22 protein-coding genes are annotated in these 17,092 nt (G+C 61.8%); 11 read left to right on the top strand and 11 right to left on the bottom strand.

What is annotated here, in order from left to right:
- Positions 1-55 precede the first annotated feature (55 nt).
- Positions 56-373, top strand: a complete 318-nt coding sequence (locus LB571_RS14535; RefSeq protein WP_224582907.1) for a hypothetical protein — start codon at positions 56-58, stop codon at positions 371-373.
- Between the two features lie 29 nt (positions 374-402).
- Here LB571_RS14535 and LB571_RS14530 read toward each other — a convergent pair whose 3' ends face one another.
- The 4 genes from LB571_RS14530 to LB571_RS14515 form a co-directional block, all read right to left on the bottom strand.
- Positions 403-735: a hypothetical protein gene (locus LB571_RS14530; protein ID WP_015319129.1), complete on the bottom strand. Its 333-nt coding sequence runs from the start codon at positions 733-735 to the stop codon at positions 403-405.
- A gap of 2 nt (positions 736-737) precedes the next feature.
- A complete protein-coding gene (locus LB571_RS14525) occupies positions 738-1,010 on the bottom strand; it encodes a hypothetical protein (protein WP_318012398.1) in 273 nt (90 codons plus the stop codon).
- An 85-nt stretch (positions 1,011-1,095) separates the two neighbouring features.
- Entirely contained in the window at positions 1,096-2,316 is a 1,221-nt protein-coding gene (locus LB571_RS14520; RefSeq protein WP_015319131.1) for an NRAMP family divalent metal transporter, read from the bottom strand.
- Positions 2,313-2,717 carry a hypothetical protein gene (locus LB571_RS14515; RefSeq protein ID WP_224595355.1) on the bottom strand — a complete coding sequence of 135 codons (405 nt, stop codon included), beginning with the start codon at positions 2,715-2,717 and terminating at the stop codon, positions 2,313-2,315. Before LB571_RS14515 ends, LB571_RS14520 begins: the two co-directional genes overlap by 4 nt.
- 310 nt (positions 2,718-3,027) lie before the next feature.
- Between LB571_RS14515 and LB571_RS28790 the strand changes: the two genes are divergently transcribed.
- Positions 3,028-3,162, top strand: a complete 135-nt coding sequence (locus LB571_RS28790) for a hypothetical protein (protein ID WP_263484678.1) — start codon at positions 3,028-3,030, stop codon at positions 3,160-3,162.
- A gap of 4 nt (positions 3,163-3,166) precedes the next feature.
- Here LB571_RS28790 and LB571_RS14510 read toward each other — a convergent pair whose 3' ends face one another.
- The 4 genes from LB571_RS14510 to LB571_RS14495 all read right to left on the bottom strand — a co-directional run bounded on the left by LB571_RS14510 (position 3,167) and on the right by LB571_RS14495 (position 4,670).
- A complete protein-coding gene (locus LB571_RS14510) occupies positions 3,167-3,394 on the bottom strand; it encodes a hypothetical protein (RefSeq protein WP_181174592.1) in 228 nt (75 codons plus the stop codon).
- A 255-nt stretch (positions 3,395-3,649) separates the two neighbouring features.
- Complete coding sequence (locus LB571_RS14505; protein WP_015319134.1) at positions 3,650-3,868, bottom strand: hypothetical protein; 219 nt, start codon at positions 3,866-3,868, stop codon at positions 3,650-3,652.
- 314 nt (positions 3,869-4,182) lie between these two features.
- Positions 4,183-4,407: a hypothetical protein gene (locus LB571_RS14500; protein ID WP_224595353.1), complete on the bottom strand. Its 225-nt coding sequence runs from the start codon at positions 4,405-4,407 to the stop codon at positions 4,183-4,185.
- Positions 4,404-4,670, bottom strand: coding sequence for a hypothetical protein (locus LB571_RS14495; protein ID WP_015319136.1), 267 nt, complete (start codon positions 4,668-4,670; stop codon positions 4,404-4,406). Before LB571_RS14495 ends, LB571_RS14500 begins: the two co-directional genes overlap by 4 nt.
- 354 nt (positions 4,671-5,024) lie before the next feature.
- Here LB571_RS14495 and LB571_RS14490 point away from each other — a divergent pair, with 354 nt between their 5' ends.
- The 3 genes from LB571_RS14490 to LB571_RS14480 all read left to right on the top strand — a co-directional run bounded on the left by LB571_RS14490 (position 5,025) and on the right by LB571_RS14480 (position 7,481).
- Positions 5,025-5,810, top strand: a complete 786-nt coding sequence (locus LB571_RS14490) for an SDR family NAD(P)-dependent oxidoreductase (protein WP_140715363.1) — start codon at positions 5,025-5,027, stop codon at positions 5,808-5,810.
- Between the two features lie 126 nt (positions 5,811-5,936).
- Positions 5,937-7,115, top strand: coding sequence for a zinc-dependent alcohol dehydrogenase (locus LB571_RS14485; protein ID WP_140617532.1), 1,179 nt, complete (start codon positions 5,937-5,939; stop codon positions 7,113-7,115).
- A 126-nt stretch (positions 7,116-7,241) separates the two neighbouring features.
- Entirely contained in the window at positions 7,242-7,481 is a 240-nt protein-coding gene (locus tag LB571_RS14480; protein WP_224595351.1) for a hypothetical protein, read from the top strand.
- Between the two features lie 23 nt (positions 7,482-7,504).
- Here LB571_RS14480 and LB571_RS14475 read toward each other — a convergent pair whose 3' ends face one another.
- Together LB571_RS14475 and LB571_RS14470 are read right to left on the bottom strand one after the other, a co-directional pair.
- Positions 7,505-7,876 carry a response regulator gene (locus LB571_RS14475; protein ID WP_015319140.1) on the bottom strand — a complete coding sequence of 124 codons (372 nt, stop codon included), beginning with the start codon at positions 7,874-7,876 and terminating at the stop codon, positions 7,505-7,507.
- Positions 7,873-11,013 (bottom strand): CheR family methyltransferase, encoded by a 3,141-nt coding sequence (locus LB571_RS14470; RefSeq protein ID WP_224595349.1) that lies wholly within the window; start codon positions 11,011-11,013, stop codon positions 7,873-7,875. Before LB571_RS14470 ends, LB571_RS14475 begins: the two co-directional genes overlap by 4 nt.
- Before the next feature lie 69 nt (positions 11,014-11,082).
- Between LB571_RS14470 and LB571_RS14465 the strand changes: the two genes are divergently transcribed.
- Both LB571_RS14465 and LB571_RS14460 read left to right on the top strand, forming a co-directional pair.
- Positions 11,083-11,310, top strand: a complete 228-nt coding sequence (locus LB571_RS14465; protein ID WP_157163671.1) for a hypothetical protein — start codon at positions 11,083-11,085, stop codon at positions 11,308-11,310.
- A gap of 4 nt (positions 11,311-11,314) precedes the next feature.
- Positions 11,315-11,911 (top strand): response regulator, encoded by a 597-nt coding sequence (locus LB571_RS14460; RefSeq protein ID WP_015319142.1) that lies wholly within the window; start codon positions 11,315-11,317, stop codon positions 11,909-11,911.
- 135 nt (positions 11,912-12,046) lie between these two features.
- Here the strand turns inward: LB571_RS14460 and LB571_RS14455 are convergent, their stop codons facing one another.
- On the bottom strand, positions 12,047-12,319 hold the full coding sequence (locus LB571_RS14455) for a hypothetical protein (protein WP_224595347.1): 273 nt from the start codon (positions 12,317-12,319) through the stop codon (positions 12,047-12,049).
- Positions 12,320-12,534: 215 nt separating this feature from the next.
- Between LB571_RS14455 and LB571_RS14450 the strand changes: the two genes are divergently transcribed.
- Genes LB571_RS14450 through LB571_RS14435 form a run of 4 tightly spaced genes read left to right on the top strand, consistent with a single transcriptional unit; the run spans position 12,535 to position 17,091 of the window.
- A complete protein-coding gene (locus LB571_RS14450; protein ID WP_224595345.1) occupies positions 12,535-13,641 on the top strand; it encodes an NAD-dependent epimerase/dehydratase family protein in 1,107 nt (368 codons plus the stop codon).
- Positions 13,638-14,717, top strand: a complete 1,080-nt coding sequence (locus LB571_RS14445; RefSeq protein ID WP_224595343.1) for an NAD-dependent epimerase/dehydratase family protein — start codon at positions 13,638-13,640, stop codon at positions 14,715-14,717. Before LB571_RS14450 ends, LB571_RS14445 begins: the two co-directional genes overlap by 4 nt.
- Positions 14,714-16,006: a TIGR04295 family B12-binding domain-containing radical SAM protein gene (locus LB571_RS14440; RefSeq protein WP_224595339.1), complete on the top strand. Its 1,293-nt coding sequence runs from the start codon at positions 14,714-14,716 to the stop codon at positions 16,004-16,006. Before LB571_RS14445 ends, LB571_RS14440 begins: the two co-directional genes overlap by 4 nt.
- On the top strand, positions 15,991-17,091 hold the full coding sequence (locus LB571_RS14435; protein WP_224595337.1) for a glycosyltransferase family 4 protein: 1,101 nt from the start codon (positions 15,991-15,993) through the stop codon (positions 17,089-17,091). Before LB571_RS14440 ends, LB571_RS14435 begins: the two co-directional genes overlap by 16 nt.
- The last annotated feature ends 1 nt before the right edge of the window (position 17,092 follow it).

Raw genomic sequence — 17,092 nt, 5'->3', positions numbered from 1 at the left:
ACCACCGCTGCGGATTTGGCAGAGCCCGGTTGGAACGAGAGAGGTGAGTGCCAAGATGTCAATTCCTACACCGGCCTCTGCCAGAGGCGAGATCCAGGGGGGAGAGACGCAGGACAAAACGCCGGGCTTCGATCCTGCCGTTGCTCCGATGGAGACCGATGCCGAGGCGGCGGACACACAAAATCCGATCCCTACGGAGCCGCCACCTTCCCGCCGGCCGAAATTCGAAAATGACGCCAGCTTCGCCAATGCGATGCGGCCGGTCGAAGGCGAGCCGGAACTACGACCTCGCAGCAACTGGCCGCTGTTGGTCGTTGCAGCCGTCGTTTTGGTAGCGGCCGCGGTTTTTCTGGCGGCGAGCATGCTTCGGTGAAGACGTCTGCGAGAAAGCGCGGCGACGGCCTATTCGCGAAGATCGGGTGCGCTCTTCATGCCCGAAAGTTCGGTCATCGGACACAGCAGCCGCGGCCGCGCCGGGTTAGAAATGTCGAGCTTGTCCCAAGGGATGCGGTATAGGCCATCGCGGCGGCGGAGCCGAAAGAGATCGAGCACGGCCACGCCTATGGCCGAGGTCGAAAGACGCTCGAAAGCGGCGTAGACGCCGACATGGAATTCGGTAACGACAAAATCGTCGCCATCCGGTTCGGCGCGGATTTCCTCGATGTAGCCGATGCTCTTGCCCCGCTGCGAAAGCACGCGTCGCCCAGCCAGATGTTCAAGATTGACGATGGTCATCATCAAGCTCCCGGAATGCGTCCGATGACATGATCGCGCAACCAGTCCTGCCAGGCGAAGATCGTCGTGCGACGCACATCGATATCGAACTCGATGTCGACGCCGATATCCTTCACCTTGTGCCAGGCGATCCGATGCGGCTCGCCGTGGCGCTTGCCACCCAGCTTTGCCGCGAGTTGCGCCATCCATCGCCCCGGCCACGTGCCAAGGCGACGCGCCAAAGTGATGGAGCCGAGTTCGATCGCGACGATCCTTGGGGGCTTGCCCTGCCGCAATTCGGCCACCAGCCCATCGACCTTGCCGATTTTGACCTGGGGCGGTCGACCACCTGCTTGTCCAGGAGATCACGCAGCAACTCCATCATGTGCCTCCGAATATCTGCAGCGGGATCGTCACCACGGCCAGCACAAAGCCGAGCGCGATGATGAAGATGACCGCGGCATTCGAGAGAATGCCGTTGCGATGCTCGCCGACGTAGCGTTCGTCGTTCAGCAGAAACAGGAATGGAACCACCGTCAACGGCAGGCTGGCCGCCGTCAGCGCCATGGAAAATATGGTGAGCCTCAACGGATCGACACCAAGCATGATCGGGATGGCCGCAAGCAACAACGATACCGTATACACGGCGCTGAAGCCTGGATTGTCGCGCGGCTTGCGGTCCTCGCCCCAGGTCCAGCCGAAACCTTGCGCCACGAGGTAAGCCTGTTGCAGCGCGACTTCGAGTGCAGCGCCGAAGCAGGCAATGGCGAGAGAGGCTACGAACAGGATGAAACCCCAGAAGCCGAATACCGGGATCAGCATCAATGGCATTTGGTGATAGTCGTCGACCTGGTTGATGCCGTGCGTGGCCAGCACGAGAGCGGCCACGATCAACACGCCGATCGAAATAGTGCCGCCGAAGGTCATCCCCAGTCCCGCTATGGCCCGGTTGGCGCCGAGGTAGCTCTTGTCCCACTGGTCCTCGATAGCCCCCGAGGAATAGAACATGAACAGGTAGGGCGATATCGAGGCGCCGAGAATGCTGACCGCCATGAACCAGTAATTGGCGGTATCGTGGGCTGGCAGCGAAGGCACTGCGCCAGCCGCGACCGCCGTCCAATCGGGTTTCAGCATCACGGCCGCGACGACGAAACACAACGTCACCAAGCCGAGCATCGACACGCCTTTCTCGATGAAACCGAACGTGCCTTTCCAGAGCAGCAGCCATGCCAGAAAAGCCACCGGCAGAGCCCACCACTGGAAGCCTATGCCCGTGGCAAGTTCGAGTGCGATGGCAACGCCGCCGATCTCGGCGGAGAGCACCATGAGACTGAGCAGCAAGGTGGCAAGCAACGGCCACACAAAGACGTTGAAACCAAATCTCTCGCGGATGCCGTCGCAGATCGTGTGATGGCTCACCGCGGCGAACCGGCCGGCCATTTCCACCAGAAAGATGATGCAGATGGTGCCGAGGACCACGGCCCAGATCAACTGGAAACCGAAGGTTGCGCCCGCCTGCGCCGCCGTCGCCATCGATCCGACTTCGAGGAAGCCGCCAACGCTGGTAACCACGCCGAGCGATATCTCCACGAGCTTCTTCATGGCTTCGGCGCGAAATATCTGGCATAGGCGGTCGCCAGCGTGCGCGAGCCCCGTCGAAGATCCTGCTTTGCGTTTTGGACCTCCGCTCGATTGTCCGCCTGCAATCCCGCTTCGGCGCGAGCCACCGCGGCTGACAGATCCTTGACCGCTGCCGCCAAAGCAGATTGCTCGGCGGGTTCAGCCGTCCCGACCGATCGGATTTGTGCCTCGGCGTCGGCCAGAGTCTTGCCGGTCGACCGCAGCGTGCCGGCTGTGTATGCGAACGGCGCCGCCCCATCCATCCAAGCATCGAGCATTACCGATACGGTCTGTGCCGCGGAGGCCGCCGTTTGTGATTGCTGCTCGATCTGGTCGGAGGACGAGCATCCCGCCAAGACGCTCGTGAGCAACAGCACGCACATACAACTCAGCCTGGGATAAGGGCCACTAAAGGTCAAAGCCGGCGTTTGGTGCGCCACGAGACTGGTCTCCCCGAGCCGATGGAAGTCGCGGTCGGCGTGAATTGATCTAGAGCGCCCGGTGTGCCGGTCAATCAAACGCCACCGCTCGGACAGGCGCCGACCGCGAGACATAAGGACCAACGACAGAGGCCCGCCGGCCACGAGACCCAATTCAAGCGGAACAAAGCATCGATTGTGGGATTGGAACACGGGAAGGTGGCGACCCGTCCTGATCATCGACGTGATGGACTGCTGCACAGAGGATTCGGCAATGCCTCGTCTCATAGTCTGGATAGCCATCGTGGCGGTCGTAATCATCGCGGCTTGGCTGTGGCTCGGCAGCCATAGAACGAGCAACGATAGCGGCAGCCAGCCCGCGCCCCACGCGATCGACCAGAACGGCTAGGTGTTCAATCCTGCTCTGTTGGGTCTGTAGGGTTCTCAATCCGGTATTCGTGAACCAGGCCAAGAACCTGATTTCTCACTGTCTCGCGCGCTTCGGGCTGAATGAAAAGCATCAGCCGGTCGACGGTTTCAACGACCGGCCGCGGCAGGTCCGCTACCGCGTCGGTGAGCTCACTGCCGTGTTCATACAGGTTGTCCGTCAGCTTCTTGTCCAGATCGGAAAGGATACCCATCACCAAGCTCCATAGCTTTGCTCTCCATCCTGATAATGGTCAGTCCAGCGGAGATGTTCCGAGAAGCACGCAAGCGCCCGGCGCCGTTTCGATATTCGAAGCGCGATGGCAGAGCCAGTCGGGAAACCAGCGACCAACCAGGCCGGGAGCAGAAGGAACGTCAGGCACAACACGGTGGAGGACAGACAACGCCCTCGGCTGAAATTAAAGACGGCGCCACTGGTAACCAAGTTGCGGCTGTTGGCGAGCCGAGAATCACTGCTGCCCCGGCATCTCGGTATTTTCCTTGGGGTCTTTCTTGACCCCTGCAGCCGGTGAGGTGTCCGCCGGAGCGTTGCCGCCCTGGTTCTGCTCAGGCGCTCGTTTCAGGGGCGAGGTGCGCCACCCCACATCGACGTAGAGAAAGCCGATCAGGAAACCGACAATGATGACAGCGGCTATCACCAGCGAGAGTAGTGCGTTGCGTCGTTCCATCCTGCGGCTCCCTTCGCCTGCCGAACAGCCACTGACGAAAATAGTTCCACAGCCAGGTGGCACCGAGGCCGGGCGCCGGCCGTCCCACAGCAGCGTGGCAACGCAACGGATCGAGCGCGACCGGGTCGCGCCAGCGCCGTGCGCCTCGCGGACTCCGGAACAAGGAAGGGCGAGGTTTGGCATTCACATTCGCGAGGGCATCATGAAACTGCCGTTGCCGATCATATCGAAACCAGACGCGGCGTCACTTTGCAACTCATGCGCGTCTCACGACTCTCGCCGGCGTCATTACCCGGGCAAGCAACGGCGCAACCCTAACCACCAGTTGGCTTCGGTGATGCCGGCTGCGTCGGCTGCGTGCCTTGCTGGTCCCCGCCGGTACTGGACTGCGGTGTCGGATTGGTATCCGTTGTTGGATTCTTGTCGACCGGCTGGCTGTTCATCGTATCCGTCTTGGATTTGACGGGGTCGGCATTGTTGTTGCACGCCGCCAAGGCGAGCAACGCCGATGCCGACCAAATCAACCACATCGCTTTCATACTGACTTTTCCTGGATGAGTTCGGGTGAAGCAACCTGCAAGGGACCTATTCGATCGAACCGGATGGAAAGCCCTTGTTTGACGGCACTTTTAGCCAGCAAATGATCCAGCTCGCTATCGTCGATGGGGCTGCGAACCAGCTGACGAATGGCCTTGCACGCCAATTCGGTCGAGACGAAGTCATATCTCCTGCTTCTGGCGGATACATATTGTTCGACCAGCATCTTCACGCGCCTGAGCGCGATTTCATCGGCATATTGCATTTTCGTTTCTCCTGCGCGCCGAACTGCCGAGTGTGTGGGTTGTTCCCAGCTGAACTCGAAACACGACCGCCAAGCTCATGAGAAAGCCCGCGCCTCCCGGCCGGGGAGCGCGCGGGCTGATCAGGCTGAGGGGAACCCGATCGCGCGGCGCCAAACAAGGGGAGCGACGACGCCGCACGACACCGAACCTGGATCGGCCTCAGTTGTTCCACTTCGTCATCTTCGCGTTGTTCGTGCCTGAACGCGCCAAGGGGTCGACTGGCATGGCCCTTCGGCAGCCCGGCATTCGATCCGGTCCACGCGGAACAATCAGGGACCCCGCTGGTTCGGCCGGAACGAACTTCGGAGGACATGATGACCAACGCAAAGCTGGCCGTGGTGACGGGCGCATCGAGCGGCATCGGGAGGGAACTTGCCAAACTATGCGCCAAGGACGGCTATAACCTGGTCATAGCCGCCGACGAGCCCGCGGTCCAACAGGCGGCCGAGGCTCTGGCTTCGCATGATGTGACCGTTGAAGCCGTCGAGGCAGATCTGGCATCCGTCGAAGGCGTCGATCAACTCATTGCGCGGGTCGGCGATCGCGACATCGACCTTCTGTTCCTGAACGCCGGACGCGGCCTCGGCGACGGCTTTCTCGACCAGGACTGGCAGAAGGTTCGCCGGGTCATCGACACCAACATCACCGGCACGGTCTACCTTGCGCATGAGCTCGGCGCCAGGATGGCACGCCGCGGCCGTGGCCGAATTCTGTTCACCGGATCGATTGCCGGCTTCATGCCCGGCACTTTCCAGGCCGTCTACAACGGCACCAAGGCGTTCATCGATTCCTTCTCGATCGCGCTGCGCCATGAGATGCGGGACACCGGCGTCACAGTCACGGTGCTGATGCCCGGGGCGACGCAGACGCGGTTCTTCGAACGCGCCGAAATGATGGATACCAAGGTCGGCACCGACGAGAAGGACGATCCGGCAGATGTCGCCAGAACCGGTTATGAGGCGATGATGGCGGGAGAGGAACAAGTGATCAGCGGCTGGAAGAACAAGCTGCAGGTCGCCGCCGCGCATATCACTCCGGCAGGTACGCTGGCCGAACAGCACCGCAAAATGGCCGAGCCGGGTTCAGCGTCCAGGGACTGATCTCTTCCTGTCTGCGGACGCAGACCCTTTGCGAGTATCGCAAGGTAATCGTCGGTGGCGCCCACTTCGGCTGAATGAAAGCTGCATTTGCCGATACCTCAAAATAGTCAACGCAGGAGCAACAGGATGAAAGCCCTCACATGGCACGGCAAAGGCGATATACGCTGCGATCAGGTGCAGGATCCGGCCATCGAGGATGACCGTGACGTCATCATCAAGGTCACCTGCTGCGCCATTTGCGGCTCGGACCTGCATCTGATGGACGGCTACATGCCGACCATGGAATCGGGCGACGTGCTTGGACACGAGACCATGGGAGAGGTCGTGGAGGTCGGCCGCGGTCATTCCAAGTTCAAGAAGGGCGACCGCATCGTGGTGCCGTTCAACATTTCGTGCGGCGAATGCTGGTTTTGCCAGAAGGGGCTGTTCTCGCTTTGCGACCGGTCCAATCCCAATGCCAAGCAAGCGGCCGAGGTGATGGGACAATCGCCGGCCGGCCTGTTCGGCTATTCGCATCTGGTTGGCGGCTATTGGGGCGGCCAGGCCGAATATCTGCGCGTACCATTCGCCGATGTCGGCCCGATCAAGGTGCCGGAAGGCATGGATGACGAGCAGGTGCTGTTTCTTTCCGACATCTTTCCGACCGGCTACATGGCTGCGGAAAACGCCGGCATCGAGCCCGGCGACACGGTCGCGATCTGGGGCTGCGGTCCGGTCGGCCAGTTCGCCATCCAGAGCGCATGGATGCTCGGCGCCGGTCGCGTCATCGCGATCGACAAGGTTCCGGAACGACTGGCCATGGCTCGCGAACATGGCAAGGCCGAGACACTCGATTTCAGCAATTCAAATATCTACGACGCCCTGATGGCGATGACCGACGGCCGAGGGCCGGATCGCTGCATCGATTGCGTGGGTACCGAAGCCGATGCCGGCGCCAGTGCAGACTCCATGCTCGACAAGGTCAAGGCGGCTGCCTTCCTCGGCACCGACAGGCCACATGTGCTGCGCGAAGCAATCTACTGTTGCCGCAAGGGCGGCACCATTTCGATCCCCGGCGTGTATATCGGCCTCGTCGATCATATCCCCTTTGGCGCCGCGATGAACAAGGGCCTGACGTTCCGTATGGGCCAGACCCACACGCAGCGGTATCTCGAACCGCTTCTGGCCAAGGTCCAGACCGGCGAGATCGACCCGTCCTTCGTGATCACGCACAGGGCCGGCCTTGAAGCCGGGCCCGATCTCTACAAGACGTTTCGCGACAAGCAGGACGGCTGCATCAAGGTGGTCATGCGGCCGCATGGGTGAGCCGTTCATCGGCACGAGAATCGTTTCGTCTTCGCTCGTGCCCTCCGCTTCATGGCGCCGTCGCGGTCGCGGAACTTTCAATCGTGCCGATGATTGAAATCGTTTCGTGCAAGGAAAGGAACCATCATGGCCAAGGAAGATTGTGCCTCGAAACCCGCCGTCCGGTCACCCAACGCCGTGGGCCTGCCGCACCCAAGGAGGGATGCCAGCGACACGGATGCCGGTGCAAAACCGCTGACGCCAAAGACCGCGGGCGCGTCGCGCCCGTCAAGCGTTCCATTGGACAATCCGGTCGCCAACCGAAATGCCGGTCGGCCGCGCCAGGCGAGCACCACGCCCCGGCCCACCGACAAGCCGCTGGATTGATCGCGACAGGCTAGCTCTTTGGATCACGGTTTCTTGGCGCGAAGCGATGCCAGGTCGGCCACGGCAGTGAGGATGGCCGCTTCGCTTGCGGGTTTTGCCACGAATTTGCAGTTTCGGAACCGGGCGGGAAGATCGCCCCGCCCATATCCCGTTACGAACGCGAAAGGAGTGCCGCGAGTCAGCAATATCTCCGCGATCGGCAGGCTCGTTTCGGCGTTCAGTTGAACGTCCAGCAACGCCATGTCGACCTTATCGGCCTCGACCAGCCGAAGTGCTGCGGCAACGGACGAAACAGGCCCGACCACGGGATAGCCCGCCGCACGCAGATCAGACGCGACGTCCTCCGCGATCAGCCACTCGTCCTCAACCACCAGAACGCGCGGTCTGTCGCTCACGGCGCGTCCTTGTGGTTTGCCGAAAAAGCGATCTGGACCTCAAGACCTTCCTTGTGGAAGGAGGTGTCGACCTGGCCCCCGAGCCTGTAGCCGATTTCCCCCTTCAACAGGTTCAGGCCAAAGCCGTTGTTCAACGGCTCCTTGACCGGAGGGCCGTCCTTTTCGCGCCAGCCAAGCGTGAAATTATCGCCGTCCATCGCCCATCTGACACCAATCCTGCCTCGAGGCTTGGACAGGGCGCCATACTTGGCCGCGTTGGTTGCCAGTTCATGGATGGCCATACTGAGGGAAAGCCCCTGTTGCGGGCCGAGTCTAACATCGTCGCCATCGAGTTCGATCCGTTCGATGCCGAACGGCTCGAGTTCCTGGTGGAGCAGTTCCTTGACCGAAGCTTCTTTCCACCTCTCGCGGGTCAGCAATCCGTAGGCCCGGGACATGGCATGCAGCCGGCCGATCAAGGCCTCCGCGAACTCTTCTTTCGTATCCGAACTGTCCCGCGTCCGGTTGGCGATGCTGGCGATCACCGCCAGCATGTTCTTGACGCGATGGTTGAGCTCCGAGATGAGCACCTGCTGATGCTCTTCCGCCCGCGCCAGGGTGGTGACGTCGACCAGTGTCACCACGACGCCCTGTATCCTGTTGCCCTTGTCCCGATAGGGATTGATGCGGACCATGTGAAACAGGCCCCTGGAATCGCGCGCAAGATGGTGGTTCAGGGTCTCGCCTGTCTCGAACACCTTGTCGATGTGCTGCTTCAACTCGGGATAATCGAGTTGGCTCGACAGATCCGTCAGCGGTCGGCCGACGTCGGAGGGGCGCAGACTGAAGAAGGACGAGGCCGCCGGCGTGAAGGTCCGCACCACAAGACTGCGGTCGAGAAAAATGGTCGCGATGTCGGTGCTTTCGAACAGATTGCGCAGATCGCTGTTGGCGTGATCGAGCTCTTCTATCTTGCTGGTCAACTCCGCGTTGATCGTGTTGAGCTCTTCGTTGAGCGACTGCATCTCTTCCTTGGACGCTTCAAGTTCCTCGTTGGTGGATTGCGCCTCTTCGTTGACGGAGACGAGTTCCTCGTTCGACGATTTCACCTCTTCGAGGGCCGTCTCGTATTCCTCTATGGTGGATTGAAGGCGCTCTCTTGTGTCGCGCAGTTCCCGCTCAAGATCGGCGGTGCTGTCGCTGTCACGGCCGCCCCCGTCCTCATCGGATCGGGCCTGGGTCGGGCCCGACGGCTCGAAGAGGACAAGGTAAAGCGGCTCACCATTGCCCCTCTCGGCCAGGGGTTCGATGGTCAGCCTGATCGGTTGGACGCGTTCGTCGTCTTCCTCGACGGCGAGATTGTCCCGCACAACAGTGCGGCGTGTCGTCGTCGCCTCCCTCAATGCGGCGCGCAGGTCCAGGCGAAGCCCGCGGCGCGCCATCGTCAGCAACTGCCGGCTGGGGATGCCTTGCGGCGCTTCGAGGTATCTTCCGGTCCTCGCCGAATAGTAGACGACGTCGCCTTCGGCGTTGACGAGGACATGCGGCGGCGCGAACCGCTCCAGCACCTGCGCCTCGACAGCCTGGCGCAGCGGATAGCCGACCGTGCCCTTCTTTAAGCCGGCGGTTTCGGCGGGAAAGACGCCGGAATGGACATCCCCGATCAGCGCCGGCAGCCTGATATGTGGCGAGGCATGCTCCCGTGCTTGGAAGAGGCGATGCTTCTTGTCGACGGTGGCGAACAGATTTTCGTGCTGCCCGACGCTTTCGGACGTGCCGAGGAAAAGATAGCCACCCGGCTTCAGCGAATAGTGGAAGACAGGAAGAACGCGGCTTTGAATGGCTGGGCCGAAATAGATCAGCAGATTGCGGCACGAAACCAGATCCATGCGCGAGAAGGGCGGATCGCGGATGACGCTGTGCGGCGAGAAGATGCACAGTTCCCGGATCTCGTTGCTGATGACGTAGCTTTCGCCATCGCCGTTGAAAAACCGCTGTTTGCGCTCCGGGGAAAGACCCTGCATCAAGGCCTCGGGATAGCGTGCGGCGCGCGCCACGGCCAGGGCCGGCTCGTCTATGTCGGTGGCGAATATCTGGACGCGCGGAACGGCTGAAAGCGTTTCCATGTGTTCACGCAGCAGGATGCCGATGGAGAACACCTCCTCGCCGGTGGCGCAGCCGGGAACCCAGACCCTGACCGTATCGGTCGCGGTCTTGCCCTCGAACAGCCGCGGGATGATCTTTTGCTCCAGCAATTCGAAGGCATCGGGATCGCGGAAGAAGTTGGTGACATTGATCAGCAGATCGCGAAACAGGTTCATCACCTCGCGAGGGTCCTTCTTCAGCCAGTCGATATAGCCATTGATGGACTGTATCTGGGCGATCTGCATGCGCCGCTTGATGCGGCGCAGGAATGTCTTGGTTTTATAGCCTGAAAAGTCGTGGCCGGAGTGGCTGCGCAAAATGCCGTATATCTGTTCGCGGACCTTATCTATGTCGGCCGCATGGTCGTCCTCTTCGTTCGTCAGCCCGTCCAGCGTGTCGAAGCCCCTGGCGTAAGCCTCGAGCTTCGCCCCAATCTCCTCGGCGGGCACGGCAACATCGATGAGCCCGCTGGCAATGGCGCTCTGCGGCATGTCGGGATTGCGCGGACCATAGCCGTCCGGCGCTTGCGCGACGGTGAGCCCGCCCCGCTCCTTGATCGCCTTCACGCCCAGGGTGCCATCGGAATCACCGCCCGACAGAATCACGCCGACCGAGTATTCGCCCTGGTCGTCGGCCAGTGCGCTGAAGAAGATATCGACAGGTTTGCGCTCTTGGGTAAGCCCATTGGGGCGCCGCAGGTGCAGCACGCCATTCTCGATGACCAGAGTGACGTTTTCCGGCATCACATAGACGTGGTCGGGTTCGACGGCCACGCCGTCCTCGACCACCACGACAGGCATCTCGGTGTAGCGGTCGATGACCTCGTGAAGCAGGCTGTTGCGCTTGGGACTGAGGTGCGTGATGATCACGAACGCCATGCCGGGCCGGTCGGTGATGCCCTTGAAAAGCCCTTCCATTGCGGGAATGCCACCAGCGGACGCACCGATGCCGACGATGGGGAACTTGATTGATCGGGCTGTCACGGCATGTCCCCCCTTTCGCCCGACCGACATGAAGTCTCTCAACGTCGGATCGGACAGGACACAACCATATAGCGCGCAGGGAGGATGGAACAAGTCAGCATGGATGACGTTGAACCCGATATCCATGGTGGTTCAATGACAAAACGCTCTGCTGGCCTGAAAGTCCTGGCGCCAATGGTGCCGGGGGCGCCTGAATTAATCGAAGGTCTCGATGGGCCCATCCCGGATCGCATGCTGGTGCTTGCGAAACGGTTGCAGGCGGCGCTGGATGACAGGAAAGTGGAAGTGCCTTCTTTGCATCCTAAACTCCGTTCGAAGAAAGGATGACGACGTGCGCGATCTGCGGGGGTTGCATCTTCTGATTGTCGAAGACGAATGGTCGATGGCTGGAGATCTTGCGAGGTTTTTCAGCAACATGGGTGCTATCATTCTCGGGCCCGCCGCTACCGTCGAGCAGGCGTCTGAACATACCGATCAAGCCGAAGCTGCAATCCTGGACGTCAATCTCAACGGCCGACGTGTGTTTCCGATCGCCGACAAGTTGATGCGCCGCGGTATCCCCTTCGTATTCTTCAGCGGCGACAACGACATCGCCATCCCCGAGCATCTCCGTTACGCCAGCAATTTGCGGAAATCCTCGGGCAGCAAGGCTGTGTTCAATGCCCTTTTTCCGCCGCAGGCATCCGAACAAGCGGACATCTCCGTGCCCTCCCCGCCAGACGACGTTTTCACCCTTTTGCCCAAACTGCGCCTCGCGGCGCGTCTTCTGCTGGGAGACGTCAACGCATCGGACCGGCTGGTCGAGAGGACACTCGAGCAAGCGATCCGGGACGTCGACCACCGGCAGCTTGGCCAGTCCACCGAAAACTGGCTCAACGACGTCATGCGAGAAGTGGCCAAAGCCCGCGGCGCAAAGCTGATGCATTGAATTCTCCTGGGCCGAGGCCAAGACGCTTCGCTGGATCACCTTTCTGGATCAGCGCCGAAGCAATGGGGCCGTCGATTGTTCCAGCGACTTTCGAGATTTTCTGAGGCCCGCTGCATCGGCCGCCAGCCAGCCCTCTCAACCCTTGCGATCGCGCTCGACGAATTTGTTGAAACGGCTGGATTTTCCGTCGCTGGTCTTGACCTGATAAAGGAAGGCCAGATCGTTCTCGTCGAATATCCGGAAGAACTCGTCCCAATCGATGGGGTCGAATGCTTCCTCGGGCTCGCCAAAGTCGATCCGCAGGATGCCGCCCTCGCCCTTGGTGCGGACCACCGCCGGCCGGCCCTGCCGCTCCTCGGCCCATTTGCGAATTTCGTCGTGATTGGTTGTCGTCTGGGACTGCGACATTGAAATCTCCCTTGATCATCGGCTTCGCCTTTCGGCGTCACGGCGGCTGTCGAGCGCCCTAACAGCATACCGGCGGCAATGTTCCCGCATCGCGGGCCGATGGTGTTGCGCTTGCTTTCAGGCGAAGCCCGCGAAGGGAACTTTGTTGAAGCACAGGGAACAAACCTTTTGCCGAAAAGTTCGGGGCGCCGAGGTCACTTATCCGAGGAGTCGTCGTGAAACGCATATTGGTTACAGGAGGCTGCGGCTTCATCGGCCGCCACGTCACACAAGAACTCATCGCTCAGGATTATTCAGTTCGCATTCTCGACGCCCTGCTGGAGCAGGTGCATGCGGGTGAAGCGGTCGCGCTTCCCGCAGGTGCCGAACTGATCAAGGGCGACATTCGCGACCGGGAGGCCGTTGCCGAGGCGCTGGAAGGCGTCGACGCCGTCATTCATCTGGCGTCGGAAGTCGGCGTCGGACAATCAATGTACGAGATCGCGCGCTACGTCGGCACCAACGATCTCGGCACGGCGACATTGCTTGAAGCGCTGATCAAGCATCCGGTGGAACGGATCGTCGTCGCCTCCTCGATGAGCGTCTATGGCGAGGGCCTCTATGCCACGCCCGACGGCCGGCGCATCGACAATGCAAGGCGCAAGTCAAGCGACATCAAAAGCGGACAGTGGAATCCGCTGTCGCCGGAAGGCGCCCCCCTTTCGCCGCTGCCGACGGATGAAGAAAAGCCGGTCGACCTCGCCTCGATCTACGCGCTGACGAAATACGCCCAGGAACGCGCCGTGCTGATCTTTGGCGAAGCGTACAACATCGATGCGGTCGCGTTGCGCCTGTTCAATGTCTTCGGTGCCGGCCAGGCGCTATCAAATCCCTATACCGGCGTGCTGGCCAATTTCGCTTCACGTCTCGCCAATGGCCAACGGCCGATGATCTTCGAGGATGGCGAACAGAAGCGCGATTTCGTTCATGTGCATGACGTCGCCCGCGCCTTTCGCCTTGCGCTGCAGCAACGTCAGGCAAAGGGCCACGTCATCAACATCGGCAGCGGCCGCGCCTATGCGATCAGCGAAGTCGCGCGATTGCTGGCCGAAGCCATGGGAACCCCGAACCGTTCGCCCGAGCTGCTCGGCAAGGCGCGCTCCGGCGACATTCGCAACTGCTTCGCCGATATCTCCAAGGCTCGTGAGCTGCTCGGTTTCGAACCCGGCCTGCAATTGGAGAACTCTCTCGGGGATTTCGTTTCCTGGGTGCGCAACACGGCCGCCGTCGATCGCGGCGCCGAAATGAAGCGCGAACTCGAAGAGCGCGGGTTGGTGTCATGAGCCCGGGCGCACGCAACCGACGCGAAGCGCCGGTCGCCATCGTCGGCGGCAGCGGCTTCATAGGATCAAACCTGGCCGACAGCCTGTTGTCGGATGGCGAGCCGGTGCTGGTGGTCGACAATCTCAGCCGTCCCGGCGTCGAACAGAACCTGCAATGGCTTGCCCAGAAACACGGTGGCCGCCTTACGGTCGAGACCATCGATGTGCGGGACGCCAATGCCTTGGCGCCGGCCCTGATGAGATGCAAGGCGATTTTCCATCTGGCCGCGCAGACGGCCGTCACCACGAGCCTGGTCCGGCCGGACGAGGATTTCGACATCAATCTTCGCGGAACGTTCAACGTGCTGGAAGCGGCGCGGCTGAGCGGCGAGCGCATCCCGGTGATTTTCGCCAGCACCAACAAGGTTTACGGCAGCCTCCCCGACGTCGCGGTTCGCGCGGACGACGACCGCTACATACCTTGCGATAGCGCGATCCAGGCCGGCGGGATCGACGAGGCTCGCGGCCTCGATTTCTGCACACCCTATGGCTGCTCCAAGGGCGCGGCGGACCAATATGTGCTCGATTATGCCAAGTCCTACGGCATGCCGACGGCGGTGCTGCGGATGAGCTGCATCTACGGACCGCGCCAGTTTGGAACCGAGGACCAGGGTTGGGTAGCGCACTTCCTGCTCAGCGCCCTGACGGGACGGGAAATCACCATCTACGGCGACGGCAGGCAGGTGCGCGACATCCTGCACGTCTCCGATGCGGTCGCCGCCTACAGGGCCGTGCTGGACGAGATCGAGATCACCAAGGGCCAGGCATTCAATCTTGGCGGCGGACCTGAAAACGCGCTCAGCCTGCGTATGCTGTTGAGCGAGATCCGCAGCTTGACCGGTCGCGAGCTCTCGGTCCGCCATGATGGGGAACGGACCGGCGACCAGCCCTTCTTCGTCGCCGATACCCGCAAGATCGAAACCGCGCTTGGCTGGAAGGCGCAGGTTGCGTGGCGCGAGGGCATTCGCGATCTCGCCGACTGGCTGCAGCGCCACCGGCTTGAGCCCCGCCCCGAAGCCGTGAGGTACGTCGCATGAGAATAGCCCTGGTCAACCCGTCCTGGACATATGACGACAGCATCTATTTCGGCTGCCGCCAACCGCATCTGCCCCTGGAACTCGGCTATTCGAAAGCCCTGCTCGAGGCGGCCGGCCATGAGGTGCTGATGCTGGACGGACAATTGCAGAAGCTCGACAATTCCGGGCTCTGCAAACGCGTGGTTGATTTCGCGCCGGCAATGACGGTTGTCAGCACCGCGCCGACCTATCTGTTCTGGCGCTGCGCACCGCCGGAATTGCGGGTGCCGGCCGATTTCCTCAATCGCCTGGCCGGGCGTGGCGGACGCACGGTCGCGGTCGGGCCACATGGTTCGGCGACGCCGGCGCCGACCTTGCGCAAGCTGGGCGTCGACATTGTCGTGCGCGGCGAATGCGAGGAAGTCGTCGCGGAACTTGCACGACGCGACGATTGGAGCGCGGTACCCTCAACCGCCTATCTGCGGGACTCCAAGCTGGTGTCGAACGGCGGCGTCCATTCCAGTTCGTTTGTCGATCACCCGCCGCTGGAATGGCCATCCGACTGGATTGCCGCCCATTCGCATCACCATCACCGGTTCGATGACCAACAGCTTGGATTCGGCGCCGAGGTCGAGGCGTCGCGCGGCTGTCCCTACAATTGCAGCTTCTGCGCCAAGATCGATTTCCGCGATGCCTATCGCCGCCGCAACCACGAAGCGGTGGTGACTGAAATCGATAGGCTGATCGCCCAGGGTGTCGGCTACATCTACTTCATCGACGAAATCTTCCTGCCCCAAAAAGCGTTGCTGGAGGCGTTGGTCGGCCGCGATGTGAAATTCGGCGTCCAGACCCGCATCGATCTGTGGAAACCCGAGCTGCTGGAACTGCTGGGCGCGGCAGGCTGCGTGTCCATCGAAGCCGGCCTCGAAAGCCTGACGGTGGAAGGGCGGGCCATGCTGGCGAAGCGCTGCCGGCTGGGCACCGAGGAGCTTGCCGCGCTGCTGGTCAAGGCCAGACGCCACGTTCCCTTCGTCCAGGCCAATCTGATCGGCGTCGTCGAGGACGATCCTGCCCTTGTCGATCACTGGCGCACCCACCTGATCGACAATGGCGTGTGGGCCAATGAACCCGTGCCGCTTTATCCATATCCGAGTTCGCCCAGCTATCGCGAGCTTTGGGGCGAACCCGACGACCTCGCCTGGGAGCGCGCCCATGATCATTACCTCGCATCGTTCCAGAAGTTCAGCGACATCCAGGAAAAGCGCCCGCGCCCGCTGGCGGAACTGGAGGCGGCATGTTGCGGACACTGACGCCACGCAAGCGCCGCATCCTGATGACCGTCGACGCCATGGGCGGAGTATGGCGCTATGCGCTTGATCTCGGCCGAGAACTGGTCAATGGCGGCGACAGCGTTGTGTTCGCCGGGCTGGGGCCGCAACCATCCAGGCAACAGGCCGAAGAGGCACGGTCCTTCGCGACGCTCATCTGGTTGAATACGCCACTGGACTGGATGACCCGCAGCGCCGGCGACCTCGACCGTCTGCCGCTGGAATTGCGTGCGCCGATACGCGACTACGCCATCGACCTTGTCCATCTCAACGGACCGACGCAGGCCGTGGGGTTGGACGCGCCTTGCCCAGTCATAGTCGTCTCGCATTCATGCGTGACGACATGGTTCCATTCCGTCAAGGGACAGGCGTTGGATAGCGCATGGAGCTGGCAGAAAGAGCGCAACAGGCGCGGCTTCGACAGGGCCGACGCAGTCATCGCCCCAAGCCGCAGCCATGCCGAGATGCTCGAGACCTGCTATGGCCCGATCGCACGCCTTCACGTCGTCGGAAATGCCGCACGCCCCGTCCCGACAGCAGAAACCCGCCAGCCGCTCGTCTTCGCCGCCGCCCGCTGGTGGGACGAGGGAAAGAATGTGGTGGTGGTCGACCAGGCCGCCTCGTTGACGCAATGGCCTCTCTTTACAGCCGGTTCGCTTCACGGCCCGAACGGCGAGCGCGCCACCGTCAACCATGCCGTTCCTCTCGGAGCACTGCCGCATGGCGAGGTGCGCTCCCTGATGGCCCGCGCCGGTATTTTCGTGTCCCCGTCGCTCTACGAACCGTTCGGTCTGGCGGCTCTGGAAGCGGCCATGTCGGCAACGCCCCTGGTGCTCTCGGACATCCCGACCTATCGCGAGTTATGGGACGGGGCCGCGATGTTCTTTGACGGTCGCGACCCGCATGATCTTGCAGCCTGCATCAATCGTCTTTCCAGCGATGCGGGGCATAGGCGAGAGCTCGGCCACGCCGCCCTCCGCCGAAGCCGCGGGTTCACGCTGGCGAGACAGGCAGCGGCCATGCGCGATGTCTACGAAAAGGCGGCGCTGGCCGTGGCGGAGCGCTGAT

It is taken from the genome of Mesorhizobium sp. BR1-1-4 (assembly GCF_020165375.1).
Taxonomy (GTDB): Bacteria; Pseudomonadota; Alphaproteobacteria; order Rhizobiales; family Rhizobiaceae; genus Mesorhizobium; species Mesorhizobium australicum.
Note: the sequence above shows the minus strand (reverse complement) of the source record. Positions and strands in the feature narration are given on the sequence as shown.

Coding starts and splice junctions, on each gene's coding strand:
- LB571_RS14535 (WP_224582907.1), top strand. CDS start 56: ATGTCAATTCCTACACCGGCCTCTGCCAGAGGCGAGATCCAGGGGGGA.
- LB571_RS14530 (WP_015319129.1), bottom strand. CDS start 735: ATGACCATCGTCAATCTTGAACATCTGGCTGGGCGACGCGTGCTTTCG.
- LB571_RS14520 (WP_015319131.1), bottom strand. CDS start 2,316: ATGAAGAAGCTCGTGGAGATATCGCTCGGCGTGGTTACCAGCGTTGGC.
- LB571_RS14515 (WP_224595355.1), bottom strand. CDS start 2,717: ATGTGCGTGCTGTTGCTCACGAGCGTCTTGGCGGGATGCTCGTCCTCC.
- LB571_RS28790 (WP_263484678.1), top strand. CDS start 3,028: ATGCCTCGTCTCATAGTCTGGATAGCCATCGTGGCGGTCGTAATCATC.
- LB571_RS14510 (WP_181174592.1), bottom strand. CDS start 3,394: ATGGGTATCCTTTCCGATCTGGACAAGAAGCTGACGGACAACCTGTAT.
- LB571_RS14505 (WP_015319134.1), bottom strand. CDS start 3,868: ATGGAACGACGCAACGCACTACTCTCGCTGGTGATAGCCGCTGTCATC.
- LB571_RS14500 (WP_224595353.1), bottom strand. CDS start 4,407: ATGAAAGCGATGTGGTTGATTTGGTCGGCATCGGCGTTGCTCGCCTTG.
- LB571_RS14495 (WP_015319136.1), bottom strand. CDS start 4,670: ATGCAATATGCCGATGAAATCGCGCTCAGGCGCGTGAAGATGCTGGTC.
- LB571_RS14490 (WP_140715363.1), top strand. CDS start 5,025: ATGACCAACGCAAAGCTGGCCGTGGTGACGGGCGCATCGAGCGGCATC.
- LB571_RS14485 (WP_140617532.1), top strand. CDS start 5,937: ATGAAAGCCCTCACATGGCACGGCAAAGGCGATATACGCTGCGATCAG.
- LB571_RS14480 (WP_224595351.1), top strand. CDS start 7,242: ATGGCCAAGGAAGATTGTGCCTCGAAACCCGCCGTCCGGTCACCCAAC.
- LB571_RS14470 (WP_224595349.1), bottom strand. CDS start 11,013: ATGTCGGTCGGGCGAAAGGGGGGACATGCCGTGACAGCCCGATCAATC.
- LB571_RS14465 (WP_157163671.1), top strand. CDS start 11,083: ATGGATGACGTTGAACCCGATATCCATGGTGGTTCAATGACAAAACGC.
- LB571_RS14455 (WP_224595347.1), bottom strand. CDS start 12,319: ATGTCGCAGTCCCAGACGACAACCAATCACGACGAAATTCGCAAATGG.
- LB571_RS14445 (WP_224595343.1), top strand. CDS start 13,638: ATGAGCCCGGGCGCACGCAACCGACGCGAAGCGCCGGTCGCCATCGTC.
- LB571_RS14440 (WP_224595339.1), top strand. CDS start 14,714: ATGAGAATAGCCCTGGTCAACCCGTCCTGGACATATGACGACAGCATC.
- LB571_RS14435 (WP_224595337.1), top strand. CDS start 15,991: ATGTTGCGGACACTGACGCCACGCAAGCGCCGCATCCTGATGACCGTC.